A 12,948-nucleotide genomic window follows, 5' to 3' on the forward strand; every position below is an offset into this window, starting at 1 on the left:
CCTTTACTGCCACCAAGACGCGGGACTGGCCATTTGTCGACTGTTCGAGCACAAACTCATTTCAGGGACTTGTACTTCAGGTATTATGGTATACCATCAGACGCACAGACACTCTCACCCTACACGGAGCAGCTCATGAGTTTCGAAATCCGCAAGATCGTCAGCTATGTCGAAGAAACCTTTATCGAAGGCGGCAAGGCCACCGATAAACCAGTGACCATGGTCGGCCTGGCCGTCGTGATGAAAAACCCTTGGCTGGGTCGCGGCTTTGTCGAAGACCTGAAACCGGAAATTCGCGCCAACTGCTCCGACCTCGGTGCGCTGATGGTCGAGCGACTGGTCGGCATCATCGGCGGTGCCGAGAAGATCGAGGCTTATGGCAAGGCCGCTGTCGTGGGCGCCGACGGTGAAATCGAACACGCCTCCGCCGTCATTCACACCCTGCGCTTCGGTAACCATTACCGCGAAGCGGTGAAAGCCAAGAGCTACCTGAGCTTCACCAACAAGCGCGGCGGCCCGGGCACTTCGATCCAGATTCCGATGATGCACAAGGACGACGAAGGCCTGCGTTCGCACTACATCACCCTGGAAATGAAAATTGAAGATGCACCGCGTGCCGACGAAATCGTGGTGGTACTGGGTTGCGCCGATGGCGGCCGCCTGCACCCACGCATCGGCAACCGTTACATCGATCTGGAAGAACTGGCCGCCGAGAACGCCCAGTAATCAAGATCGGTAACAACAACAAAAAGGCATGCAGGAGCGCTCCATGATTCGGCTCACCGCTGAACTCACCCCGGCTGGCACCAGTTACCTGGCGACCGGCCAAGGCCAGCCCGTGGTTTTGATCCACGGCGTGGGCCTGAACAAAGAAATGTGGGGCGGCCAGGTCGTTGGCCTGGCCACGAAGTACCGCGTGATTGCCTACGACATGCTGGGCCATGGCGCCAGCCCGCGCCCGGAAAGCGGCACGCCCCTGCTCGGCTATGCCGACCAGTTGCTGGAGCTGCTCGATCACCTGCAATTGCCCCAGGCGACGGTGATCGGTTTTTCCATGGGCGGGCTGGTGGCGCGGGCTTTTGCCTTGCATTACCCGCAACGCCTGCAAGGCCTGGTGGTGCTCAACAGCGTGTTCAATCGCAGTGCCGAACAGCGTGCCGGCGTCATCGCCCGCACCGCTCAAGCGGCCGAGCACGGGCCGGATGCCAACGCCGAAGCCGCCCTGTCGCGCTGGTTCAGCCGCGAATATCAGGCGGCCAATCCGGCGCAGATTGCGGCCTTGCGCCAAACCCTGGCAGACAATGACCCGCAGGGTTACCTGACCACCTATGAACTGTTCGCGACCCAGGACATGTACCGCGCTGACGACTTGGGCAGCATTCAGGTGCCGACACTGATCGCCACCGGTGAACTGGACCCGGGTTCGACACCGGAAATGGCCGAGCAATTGGCCGCACGCATTCCCGGCGCGACAGTTGCCGTGCTCGCCGAGCAGCGGCATATGATGCCCGTAGAATCACCGCGCCTGGTCAACCAGCTGCTGCTGGAGTTTCTCGACACCGCGCACTCCCGACAAAACCAAATAAAGGGGATCGTTGCATGACACTCGCACGCTTCCAGATGTGCATCGGCGGTGAATGGGTCGATGCCCTGTCCGGCAAGACCTTTGAAAGCCTGAACCCGGCCCTGGCCCAAGCCTGGGCCGAATTGCCCGATGCCGACGAAGCCGACGTCGAGCGCGCCGTACAAGCGGCGCAGACGGCTTTCGACAGCCCGGCCTGGCGCGGTTTGACCGCCACCGCCCGCGGCAAACTGCTGCGGCGCCTGGGCGATCTGATCGCCGAAAACAAGGAACACCTGGCGCAGCTGGAAAGCCGCGACAACGGCAAACTGATCCGCGAAACCCGCGGGCAGGTCAGCTACTTGCCGGAATTCTTCCACTACACCGCGGGCCTGGCCGACAAACTCGAAGGCGGCACCCTGCCCCTCGACAAGCCGGACCTGTTTGCCTACACCGTTCACGAAGCCATGGGCGTGGTCGCGGCGATCATTCCCTGGAACAGTCCGCTGTACCTGACCGCAATCAAACTCGCCCCGGCCCTGGCGGCGGGCAACACCATCGTGATCAAACCGTCGGAGCACGCTTCGGCAACCATTCTCGAACTAGCGCGTCTGGCGCTGGAAGCCGGCATCCCGCCGGGTGTGGTCAACGTCGTCACCGGCTACGGCCCAAGCACTGGCGCGGCCCTCACCCGCCATCCGCTGATCCGCAAAATCGCCTTCACCGGCGGCGCTGCGACGGCACGGCATGTAGTGCGCAGCAGCGCCGAGAACTTCGCCAAGTTGTCGCTGGAACTGGGCGGCAAATCACCGAACATTATCTTCGCCGACGCCGACCTCGACAGCGCGATCAACGGCGCGATTGCCGGGATCTACGCGGCCTCCGGTCAGAGTTGCGTCTCCGGCTCGCGATTGTTGGTGCAGGACGAAATCTACGATGAGTTCGTCGATCGTTTGGTCGAACGCGCCAAACGCATCCGCATCGGCAACCCGCAGGAAGACAGCAGCGAAATGGGCCCCATGGCCACCGCGCAGCAACTGGCCGTGGTCGAAGGCCTGGTGGCCGATGCCATCGCCGAAGGTGCGCGCCTGCGCCTGGGCGGCAAGCGTCCGCAGAACCTGGGCGATGGCTGGTTCTACGAGCCGACCTTGTTCGAATGCGACCGCAACTCGATGAAGATCATGCAGGAAGAAGTGTTCGGTCCGGTGGCCTCGGTGATTCGTTTCAAGGATGAAGCCGAAGCGTTGGCGATTGCCAACGACTCGCAGTTCGGCCTCGCCGCCGGCATCTGGACCCGTGATCTGGGCAGGGCTCATCGCCTGGCCCGGGACGTGCGCTCCGGGATCATCTGGGTCAACACCTACCGCGCCGTATCGGCCATGGCGCCGATCGGCGGCTTCAAGAACAGCGGCTATGGACGCGAGAGCGGCATCGATTCGGTGCTGGCCTACACCGAGCTGAAAACGGTGTGGATCAACCTCTCCCAGGCACCGATGCCTGACCCCTTCGTGATGCGCTAGGAGACTGACGAAATGATCGAACCCGGCATTTACAAAGACGTCATGAGCTCGTTCCCATCCGGGGTCACGGTGGTCACCACCCTGGACCCGGACGGCGGCATCGTCGGCATCACCGCCAGCGCCTTCAGTGCGCTGTCGATTGATCCGGCACTGGTGCTGTTCTGCCCCAACTATGCCTCGGATACGTACCCGATTCTGCGTGACAGCAAGCAGTTCGCGATTCATCTGCTGTCGGCCGACCAGACTGCCGAAGCCTATGCGTTTGCGGGCAAAGGCAAGGACAAGGCCAAAGGCATCGACTGGCACCTCAGCGAGCTGGGCAACCCGCTGCTGGGCAAAGCCACGGCGATCATCGAGTGCGAACTGTGGCGTGAGTACGACGGCGGCGATCACGCGATCATCGTCGGCGCGGTGAAGAACCTGATTCTGCCCGAGCAACCGGTCACGCCGATGATTTATCACAAAGGCAAGCTGGGCCCGCTGCCCACCCTGGCCTGACGTCTACATTTGGGCTGCGTCTAACCCCCCCCGGTGCGGCCCTTTTTTACTTCTATTATGGGAGCCGGCATGAGCCCAGCAGCCTTGCAACTGTTCCGCCAGCAGGCCTACATCGACGGCCAATGGCTGGATGCGCCCGATGGCGCCTGTCAGGACATTTTCAACCCGGCCACCGGCGAACTGATCGGCCAGGTGCCCAACCTTGGCGCCGCAGAAGCACATCAGGCCATCGCCGCCGCCAATAAAGCCTGGCCGGCCTGGCGTGCACTGACCGCCAAAGAGCGCAGCCAGGCACTCAAGCGCTGGCACGCACTGATGCTTGAGCACGCCGATCCCCTGGCAGAAATCCTTACCCTGGAACAAGGCAAGCCCCTGGCCGAAGCCAAGGGTGAAATTCTCTACGCCGCGAGTTTCATCGAGTGGTTCGCCGAAGAAGCCAAGCGCATCTACGGCGACACCATTCCCAGCCACAAAGGCGATGCGCGCATTGTGGTCAGCAAAGAGCCGATCGGCGTGGTCGCGGCCATTACCCCGTGGAATTTCCCGGCGGCGATGATCACCCGCAAGGCCGGCCCGGCGCTGGCGGCCGGTTGCCCATGCATCGTCAAACCGGCACCGGAAACCCCGTTCTCGGCCCTGGCCATGGCCGCGTTGGCGGAACAGGCCGGCATTCCACCGGGCATTTTCAATGTGATCACCGGCGACGCCGTGGCCATCGGCGGTGAGCTGACCGCCAGCCCGCTGGTGCGCAAACTGTCGTTTACCGGCTCCACCGCCATCGGCAAACTGCTCATGGCGCAGTGCGCGCCAACGCTGAAAAAAGTCTCGCTGGAATTGGGGGGCAACGCGCCCTTCATCGTGTTCGACGATGCTGATCTGGAGCGCGCCGTAGAAGGTGCGCTGATCGCCAAGTTCCGCAATGCCGGGCAAACCTGTGTCTGTGCCAATCGCTTCCTGGTGCAGAGCGGCATCCATGAAGCTTTTGTTGCGCGACTGGCCGAACGAGTGGTTCAACTGAATGTTGGCAGTGGTTTCGAGGCAGGTGTCACCCAAGGCCCGCTGATCAACGAACGCGCCGTGGCCAAAGTCGAAGACCACGTTCAGGACGCCCTCGCCCAAGGCGCCCGACTGCTTTGCGGCGGCGAACGCCATGCGCTGGGACACGGCTTCTTCCAGCCAACCGTGCTGGCCGACGTGACCGGTGACATGAAAGTCGCTCAAGAAGAAACCTTCGGCCCATTGGCCGCAGTGTTCCGCTTCGACACCGAAGCTGAGGCTGTGCACTTGGCCAACGACACCGAATTCGGCCTCGCAGCTTACTGCTACACCCGCGATCTGGGCCGGGCCTGGCGCATGAGTGAAGCGCTTGAATACGGCATGGTCGGGATCAACGAAGGGTTGATTTCTACCGAAGTCGCGCCCTTTGGCGGGATCAAATCCTCGGGGCTGGGCCGTGAAGGGTCCAAGTACGGCATCGAAGATTATCTGGAGCTCAAATACACCTTGATGGGCGGGCTGGACGATTTTGGGAGCACACAGCGATGAACAACGAAAAATATGAAAAAGGCCTGAAAATTCGCACCCAGGTGTTGGGCGAAGCCTACGTGAAACGCTCCATCGAGAACGCCGACGACTTCACTCGGCCGCTGCAGGAAATGGTCACCGAGTACTGCTGGGGCCACGTCTGGGGCCGTGAGGGTTTGTCGCTTAAAGAGCGCAGCATGATAAACTTGGCGATGATTTCGGCCCTCAATCGGCCGCACGAACTCAAGCTGCATGTACGCGGCGCCTTGCGTAACGGGCTGAGTCGTGAACAAATACGCGAAATTCTGCTTCAGGTCGGTATTTATTGCGGTGTTCCCGCTGCCGTAGACAGTTTCCGGCTCGCCCGTGAAGCCTTCGCCGAAGCTGATGCCGAGGCCTCCAGTTAACCCTTGGCTGTTTTGATGACCTGAGCACGATGATCCTGGATCGAAGTGCTCTTTTTGCATGGACAGCCACACCCAGAGCGGACCCCATGAAACGCCTGCCACTCGACGACAGCTTCAAGGTCAATCGCAACCCCGTTACCCTGCGCGAAATCGTGCTGGATAAACTGCGAAGCGCCATCATGAACTTCCAGCTCCTGCCGGGAGACCGTCTGGTCGAGCGCGATCTGTGCGATCGCCTGGGCGTCAGCCGCACGTCCGTACGCGAAGCCTTGCGTCACCTGGAATCCGAAGGCCTGGTGGAATTCGCCGACGCCAAGGGCCCACGGGTCGCCATCATTACCCTCTCTGACGCCGGGGATATCTACGAGCTGCGTTGCGTGCTCGAAGGCCTGATCGTCCAGCTGTTCACCCTGCGCGCCAAGGCCAAGGACATCAAGGCCCTGGAAAAAGCCCTCGAGGAAAACCGCAAGGCCCTCAAGGACGGCGAGCTGCAACAGGTCATCGATTCGGTTCAGGGCTTCTACGATGTGCTGCTCGAAGGCTCCGGCAACCATGTGGCGGCCACTCAGCTGCGCCAGTTGCAGGCACGGATCAGTTACTTGCGGGCGACGTCGGTGTCCCAGGAAAACCGTCGCGGTGCGAGCAATCAGGAAATGGAACGCATGGTCGAGGCGATCAAGAGTGGCGACCCCCTCGCCGCCCACCAGGCTTGCGTCGACCACGTGCGCGCCGCCGCAACCGTCGCCCTCGATTACCTCAAGCGCAAACAGGAAGAGACCGGGAAAATTCCTGAGATCACCCTGCCGATCGCGCTTAAAGAACCGCGCATAGGTCGCTAACCATGTTCAGCCCGAGCTTTTGTCCAAAGTGCGGCGGCAATGACCTCAGGTCTCAGCTGCCGCCGGGCGATACGCACGAGCGCCTGATGTGTCGCGGCTGCGGCTACATCCATTACGTCAATCCGAAAATCATTGCCGGCTGCATCATCGAGCAGGACGGCAAGTATTTGTTGTGTCAGCGCGCGATCCCGCCGCGTCCGGGCACCTGGACGCTGCCGGCCGGCTTCATGGAAGGCGGCGAGACCACCGAACAAGCAGCGCTGCGCGAAGTCTGGGAAGAGAGCGGCGTGCGCGCGGAAATTCTTTCGCCCTACTCGATCTTCAGCGTGCCGAAGATCAGCGAGGTGTACATCATTTTCCGCGCCATCGCGCTGGAAATCACCGGCCAATACGGCCCGGAAACCCTGGACTACAAATTCTTCGCGCCCGAGGACATTCCCTGGGACAGCATCTATTACCCGGCAATCCGGCAGATCCTCGAACGCTATATCGAGGAACGCCAGGCCGGGGTCTACGGCATCTACATCGGCAACGACGATACCGGCAAGATTCACTTCATCCGCTGACATCTCCTAAGGTGCCACCCCCTCGACAATGATCACCTCGGCCCGGGCCACGCCCTTGCGGTGACGTTTCGCCTCCTGATATTGCTCGCTGTGGTAACAGGCCAGCGCCTGCTCGTAAGAATCGAACTCGATGACCACGCTGCGTTGCGGTGTCGGCCGACCTTCCATCGCTTCGCTGCGTCCGCCCCGGGCCAGCATCCGCCCGCCATATAAAGCGAACGCCGCCGGGGCGCGCTGGGTGTATTGGCTGTATTGATCGGGGTCGGTGACATCCACGTGAGCAATCCAGTACGCCTTCATAGTGACCTCTTGGTTTATTTTGTATTATGGTATACCAATAAATATACCCACCAAACACTGAGAGTTCCAGCATGGCCTTCAACAGCATCGAAGAAATCATCGAAGATTACCGGCAAGGCAAGATGGTGCTGCTGGTCGATGACGAGGATCGGGAAAACGAAGGCGACCTGCTGATCGCCGCCGACCGTTGCACCGCCGATGCCATCAGCTTCATGGCTCGTGAAGCACGCGGATTGATTTGCCTGACCCTGACCGACGAGCACTGCCAGCGCCTGGGTCTGGAGCAGATGGTGCCGAGCAATGGCAGTGTGTTCAGCACCGCGTTCACCGTGTCCATCGAGGCCGCCGTGGGCGTGACCACCGGTATTTCCGCCGCCGATCGGGCGTGTACCGTTGCCGCCGCCGTCGCTGCCGATGCAGGTCCCACGGACATTGTGCAGCCCGGCCATATCTTCCCGCTACGCGCCAAGGAAGGCGGCGTGCTGACCCGTGCCGGCCACACCGAAGCCGGTTGCGACCTCGCTCGCCTGGCCGGCTTCACCCCCGCCTCGGTAATCGTCGAAGTGATGAACGACGACGGCACCATGGCCCGCCGCCCGGATCTTGAAGTGTTCGCCCGTAAACACGGGATCAAGATCGGCACCATCGCCGATCTGATCCACTACCGGCTCAGCACCGAACACACCGTGGTGCGCATCGGTGAACGCGAATTGCCGACGGTGCATGGGACTTTCCGCCTGATCACCTTTGAGGACCGCATCGAAGGTGGCGTGCACATGGCGATGGTCATGGGTGACATTCGTCGAGAAGAACCCACCCTGGTGCGGGTGCATGTGATCGATCCGCTGCGCGATCTGGTCGGTGCGCAGTACAGCGGCCCGTCCAACTGGACGTTGTGGGCCGCGCTGCAACGGGTGGCTGAAGAAGGTCGCGGCGTGGTGGTCGTGCTGGCCAATCATGAGTCGTCGCAAGCGCTGCTGGAACGCGTTCCACAACTCACTCAACCGCCACGACAGTTCAGCCGCTCGCAATCGCGCATCTATTCTGAAGTAGGGACAGGGGCGCAGATTCTGCAGGATCTCGGCGTGGGCAAGTTGCGTCATCTCGGCCCGCCACTGAAATACGCAGGCTTGACCGGTTACGACCTGGAAGTGGTCGAGAGCATCCCGTTCACCGAATGAGTCCGGGGATGGCCCTTTTACCCGTCAGGTCACTATTGGGTGACCTGACGGCCAAAAAACCGCTTTTGGCTGATAGCCGGTACGGCAAAGTGCTTGCACAAAGTTTGGAATACCATAATATGATATTCCATAGACCGGACAATGTAGCCAAGTGCACCCGTTAGGGAAAGCACCAATAACAGCCCTTGGCACGGTCGCCTTAAGAGGCCAGATGGACCTACTGCTCCCGATAGGCGGGCATTACCAAACCCGCTCAAAAACACAACAAATGAGGGCGTGAAAATGGTGTTGAACAAAGGTGTAACCGCAGTACTGTTCGCAGGCTTGTTGACCACGGTCAGCCATGTGGCGATGGCGGCTGAAAGCGTCAACTTCGTCAGCTGGGGCGGCAGCACCCAGGATGCACAGAAGCAGGCCTGGGCCGATCCGTTCAGCAAGGCCAGCGGCATCACCGTGGTCCAGGATGGTCCTACCGACTACGGCAAACTCAAAGCCATGGTCGAAAGCGGTAACGTGCAATGGGACGTGGTCGACGTCGAGGCGGACTTCGCCTTGCGCGCGGCGGCTGAAGGCTTGCTCGAACCCCTCGATTTCTCGGTGATCCAGCGCGACAAAATCGACCCGCGCTTCGTCTCTGACCATGGCGTCGGCTCGTTCTACTTCTCCTTCGTCCTCGGTTACAACGAAGGCAAGCTCGGTGCCGGCAAACCTCAAGATTGGTCCGCGCTGTTCGACACCAAGACCTATCCTGGCAAACGCGCCCTCTACAAATGGCCAAGCCCCGGCGTGCTCGAACTGGCTCTGCTGGCCGACGGTGTACCCGCCGACAAGCTGTACCCGCTGGACCTGGATCGCGCCTTCAAGAAACTCGACACCATCAAGAAAGACATCGTCTGGTGGGGCGGCGGCGCGCAGTCGCAACAGTTGCTGGCCTCGGGTGAAGCGAGCCTCGGGCAGTTCTGGAACGGCCGCATCTACGCCCTGCAACAAGATGGCGCGCCGGTGGGCGTGAGCTGGAAACAGAACCTGGTCATGGCCGACATTCTGGTCATCCCTAAAGGCTCGAAAAACAAGGCCGCCGCCATGAAGTTTTTGGCCAACGCCAGCAGCGCCAAAGGACAAGCTGACTTCTCCAACCTGACCGCCTATGCGCCGGTCAACATCGACAGCGTGGCGCGCCTGGATTCGGTGCTCGCCCCTAACCTGCCGACTGCCTACGCCAAGGATCAGATCACTCTTGATTTCGCGTACTGGGCCAAGAACGGTCCGGCCATCGCGACACGGTGGAACGAATGGCTGGTCAAATGAAAATGACGGCAACAGCGTCCCGTCAACCCACGCCGACCGGGAGCGCCACTGGCGCTGCCGGGGCGGTTCCCGGCAAGGCGGCTGTGATGAACCAATCCCCTTCCCTGACACAGCGCTGGCGCGGTTCAAGCAACCTGATCCCCGCCCTGCTGTTTCTCGGCCTGTTCTTTCTGGCGCCGCTGATTGGTCTGCTGCTGCGGGGCGTGCTGGAGCCGGTACCGGGCCTGGGTAACTACGAACAACTGTTCGCCAACTCGGCTTACGCCCGGGTCTTGCTCAACACCTTCTCGGTGGCCGGGCTGGTGACCCTGTTCAGCTTGCTGCTGGGCTTTCCTCTGGCGTGGGCGATCACGCTGGTGCCTCGTGGCTGGGGCCGCTGGGTCCTCAACATTGTGCTGCTGTCGATGTGGACCAGCCTGTTGGCGCGGACCTATTCCTGGCTGGTGCTGTTGCAGGCGTCCGGTGTAATCAACAAAGCGCTGATGGCAATGGGCATCATCGATCAGCCACTGGAAATGGTGCACAACCTGACCGGCGTGGTGATCGGCATGAGTTACATCATGATCCCGTTCATCGTGCTGCCGTTGCAGGCGACCATGCAGGCCATTGACCCGATGATTCTGCAGGCCGGTTCGATTTGCGGCGCCAGCCCCTGGACCAACTTCTTCCGGGTGTTCCTGCCGCTGTGCCGGCCGGGGCTGTTTTCCGGTGGCCTGATGGTATTTGTGATGTCCCTCGGTTACTACGTGACCCCGGCGCTGCTGGGCGGCGCGCAGAACATGATGCTGCCCGAATTCATCATTCAGCAGGTGCAGTCGTTTCTCAATTGGGGACTGGCCAGCGCCGGTGCAGCCTTGCTGATCGTGATCACGCTGGTGTTGTTCTACTTCTACCTGAAGCTCCAGCCGGAATCCCCGGTTGGCGCCAGCAACGCGAGGTAAGCCGTCATGCTCCTGACCCCCAATGCCATGAGCCGGCGCATGCGTTTCGGCCTGTATTTCACGACTGGTTTGATCGCGCTGTTCCTGCTGTTGCCGATCGTGTTCATCGTGCTGCTGTCCTTCGGCTCCTCCCAGTGGCTGGTGTTTCCGCCGCCGGGCTGGACGCTGAAATGGTACGGCCAGTTTTTCTCCAATCCCGATTGGATGAACGCAGCCATGGCCAGCCTCAAGGTCGCCGTGCTGACCACGATCTGCGCTGTAGCCCTGGGTTTGCCGACCGCTTTTGCCCTGGTACGCGGGCGCTTTCCAGGACGGGAAATGCTCTACGGTCTGTTCACCCTGCCGATGATCGTGCCGCTGGTGATCATTGCGGTGGCGGTGTACGCGCTGTTTCTCAAACTCGGCTACACCGGAACGATGTTCGCTTTCGTGGTTAGCCACGTCATCGTAGCGCTGCCGTTCACTATCATCTCGATCATCAACTCGCTGAAGCTGTTCGATCAGTCCATCGAGGATGCCGCGGTGATCTGCGGCGCCTCGCGACTGCAAGCGGTGTTCAAGGTGACCTTTCCGGCAATCCGCCCGGGCATGGTCGCCGGTGCGCTGTTCGCGTTCCTGGTGTCGTGGGATGAAGTGGTGCTGAGCGTGATGATGGCCAGCCCTACCCTGCAAACCCTTCCCGTAAAAATGTGGACCACCCTGCGCCAGGACCTGACACCCGTGATCGCCGTCGCTTCGACGCTGCTGATCGGCCTCTCGGTATTGGTCATGGTCATCGCCGCCGCCGTTCGCCGGCGCAATCAAATCAGCGCCTGAGCGCACAGGAGTACGACATGAGTGCCGTCATCAAAGATTCCGCGCAGCAGAACGACAAACCGCTGGTCAGCCTGCGCAACCTGAATAAGTACTACGGCGACTTTGCCGCCGTGGACGACATCTCGCTGGACATCAAGGACGGTGAATTCCTGACCTTCCTCGGCTCCAGCGGCTCCGGCAAAAGCACTACCCTGTCGATGCTTGCCGGCTTCGAAACCCCGAGCAGCGGCGAGATCCAGGTCAATGGCCAGTCGCTGGTCAACGTACCGCCGCACAAGCGTGATATTGGCATGGTGTTCCAGCGTTATTCGCTGTTTCCGCACCTGTCGGTGCGCGAGAACATCGCGTTTCCGCTGGCCATCCGCAAGCTGGCCGCCAGCGAGCGTGAGCACCGGGTCGACGCCATGCTCAAACTGGTGCAACTGGAACAATTCGCCCATCGCCGCCCTTCACAACTTTCCGGTGGGCAGCAGCAACGGGTGGCGATCGCTCGGGCGCTGGTTTATGAACCACGCATTCTGCTGATGGACGAACCCCTTGGCGCACTGGACAAAAAGCTGCGTGAAGACTTGCAGGATGAACTGCGCCAGCTGCATCGGCGTCTGGGCATCACCATCATTTACGTGACCCACGACCAGGAAGAAGCCATGCGTTTGTCTCAGCGCATCGCGATTTTCAGTCACGGCAAAATCGTTGGATTGGGCAGCGGCTTTGACCTGTATCAGAACCCGCCAAATGCCTTCGTTGCCTCGTTCCTTGGCAACTCCAACTTCCTCAAGCTCAAGGCTCAGGGCAATGCGGTGGCTTCGTTTGAAGGTCAGTCTCTGTCGATTCGACTGACCGCCGGGTTGCAGACTGATCAGGATGTTTTGCTGATGGTGCGGCCGGAGAAAGCGTTGGCCTTGAGTGTCGAGCAGGCCGCCCAGGAACCGTTGGCGGCGGGCTGGAATGAAGTTTCGGCCAAGGTCGTGGAAGTGCTGTTTCTTGGTGAAAGCCAGACTTGCAGTGTGGTGACCTCGGGCGGTACGTCCATGACCGTTAAGGCGCTCTCTGCCGCGGGCATGCCGCTCAAGGCGGGCGATCCGGTTCGGGTGCGTTGGGCGACTGCGGATGCATGCGTTTATACCGAATGGGCTGAGAGCGATCTGAATAAGGCTGCTGGCGCTCATTGATCCTCAAGCGACCCATGCCAGTGGGCCGCACGTTATCTATCACCCTCGGGTCGCTGCAACGTCGGGTTGCGGCGGCCTTTTTTGATCTCACTATCCCCTCTGCCTGACTCATCACTTTCACGAGCAAAGGCCCCGGGATCACCACGAACACAGCATCCGTGCCCTGCTCCGAGCGGATGTGCATCTCCCTCTCGAATACATCCTTCAGCCAACAACGCCGTCGCCTGACTTCGCACTTTCGCGGGCAAGCCCGTTCCCGCAAGGATCTTCAGCGAACACAGCATCCCTGCCCCGCCCCGATAAAATGTGGGGGCC

At 60.9% G+C, this 12,948-nt stretch carries 14 protein-coding genes; 13 read left to right on the forward strand and 1 reads right to left on the reverse strand.

Features of this window, described 5'->3' with window-relative positions:
• Positions 1–135: 135 nt before the first annotated feature.
• From AC1D2Q_RS10940 to AC1D2Q_RS10975, 8 genes are all read left to right on the forward strand, one after another.
• Positions 136–726, forward strand: coding sequence for an amino acid synthesis family protein (locus tag AC1D2Q_RS10940; protein ID WP_223431485.1), 591 nt, complete (start codon positions 136–138; stop codon positions 724–726).
• Positions 727–769: 43 nt separating this feature from the next.
• On the forward strand, positions 770–1,603 hold the full coding sequence (locus AC1D2Q_RS10945) for an alpha/beta fold hydrolase (RefSeq protein WP_477813204.1): 834 nt from the start codon (positions 770–772) through the stop codon (positions 1,601–1,603).
• A complete protein-coding gene (locus AC1D2Q_RS10950; RefSeq protein ID WP_033057762.1) occupies positions 1,600–3,081 on the forward strand; it encodes an aldehyde dehydrogenase in 1,482 nt (493 codons plus the stop codon). The genes AC1D2Q_RS10945 and AC1D2Q_RS10950 overlap by 4 nt, the downstream gene beginning before the upstream one ends.
• Before the next feature lie 12 nt (positions 3,082–3,093).
• Positions 3,094–3,579 (forward strand): flavin reductase family protein, encoded by a 486-nt coding sequence (locus AC1D2Q_RS10955; RefSeq protein ID WP_095129273.1) that lies wholly within the window; start codon positions 3,094–3,096, stop codon positions 3,577–3,579.
• 69 nt (positions 3,580–3,648) lie between these two features.
• Positions 3,649–5,124 (forward strand): NAD-dependent succinate-semialdehyde dehydrogenase, encoded by a 1,476-nt coding sequence (locus AC1D2Q_RS10960; protein ID WP_477813205.1) that lies wholly within the window; start codon positions 3,649–3,651, stop codon positions 5,122–5,124.
• A complete protein-coding gene (locus AC1D2Q_RS10965; RefSeq protein ID WP_104447626.1) occupies positions 5,121–5,510 on the forward strand; it encodes a carboxymuconolactone decarboxylase family protein in 390 nt (129 codons plus the stop codon). The genes AC1D2Q_RS10960 and AC1D2Q_RS10965 overlap by 4 nt, the downstream gene beginning before the upstream one ends.
• Before the next feature lie 86 nt (positions 5,511–5,596).
• The gene (locus AC1D2Q_RS10970; RefSeq protein ID WP_046049782.1) at positions 5,597–6,349 is read left to right on the forward strand and encodes a GntR family transcriptional regulator; all 753 of its coding nucleotides are present in this window, start codon (positions 5,597–5,599) and stop codon (positions 6,347–6,349) included.
• 2 nt (positions 6,350–6,351) lie between these two features.
• Complete coding sequence (locus AC1D2Q_RS10975) at positions 6,352–6,915, forward strand: NUDIX hydrolase (RefSeq protein WP_019690464.1); 564 nt, start codon at positions 6,352–6,354, stop codon at positions 6,913–6,915.
• A 6-nt stretch (positions 6,916–6,921) separates the two neighbouring features.
• Here the strand turns inward: AC1D2Q_RS10975 and AC1D2Q_RS10980 are convergent, their stop codons facing one another.
• Entirely contained in the window at positions 6,922–7,215 is a 294-nt protein-coding gene (locus AC1D2Q_RS10980; RefSeq protein WP_095129268.1) for a DUF1330 domain-containing protein, read from the reverse strand.
• 71 nt (positions 7,216–7,286) lie between these two features.
• Here AC1D2Q_RS10980 and ribBA point away from each other — a divergent pair, with 71 nt between their 5' ends.
• The 5 genes from ribBA (at position 7,287) to AC1D2Q_RS11005 (ending at position 12,633) form a co-directional block, all read left to right on the forward strand.
• A complete protein-coding gene (gene ribBA / locus AC1D2Q_RS10985) occupies positions 7,287–8,396 on the forward strand; it encodes a bifunctional 3,4-dihydroxy-2-butanone-4-phosphate synthase/GTP cyclohydrolase II (protein WP_477813206.1) in 1,110 nt (369 codons plus the stop codon).
• Between the two features lie 282 nt (positions 8,397–8,678).
• Positions 8,679–9,704: an ABC transporter substrate-binding protein gene (locus AC1D2Q_RS10990; RefSeq protein ID WP_477813207.1), complete on the forward strand. Its 1,026-nt coding sequence runs from the start codon at positions 8,679–8,681 to the stop codon at positions 9,702–9,704.
• A complete protein-coding gene (locus AC1D2Q_RS10995) occupies positions 9,701–10,645 on the forward strand; it encodes an ABC transporter permease (protein WP_176471565.1) in 945 nt (314 codons plus the stop codon). Before AC1D2Q_RS10990 ends, AC1D2Q_RS10995 begins: the two co-directional genes overlap by 4 nt.
• Before the next feature lie 6 nt (positions 10,646–10,651).
• Entirely contained in the window at positions 10,652–11,461 is an 810-nt protein-coding gene (locus AC1D2Q_RS11000; RefSeq protein WP_074877303.1) for an ABC transporter permease, read from the forward strand.
• A 17-nt stretch (positions 11,462–11,478) separates the two neighbouring features.
• Entirely contained in the window at positions 11,479–12,633 is a 1,155-nt protein-coding gene (locus tag AC1D2Q_RS11005) for an ABC transporter ATP-binding protein (protein WP_095129264.1), read from the forward strand.
• The last annotated feature ends 315 nt before the right edge of the window (positions 12,634–12,948 follow it).

It is taken from the genome of Pseudomonas sp. P1_A1 (assembly GCF_056406935.1).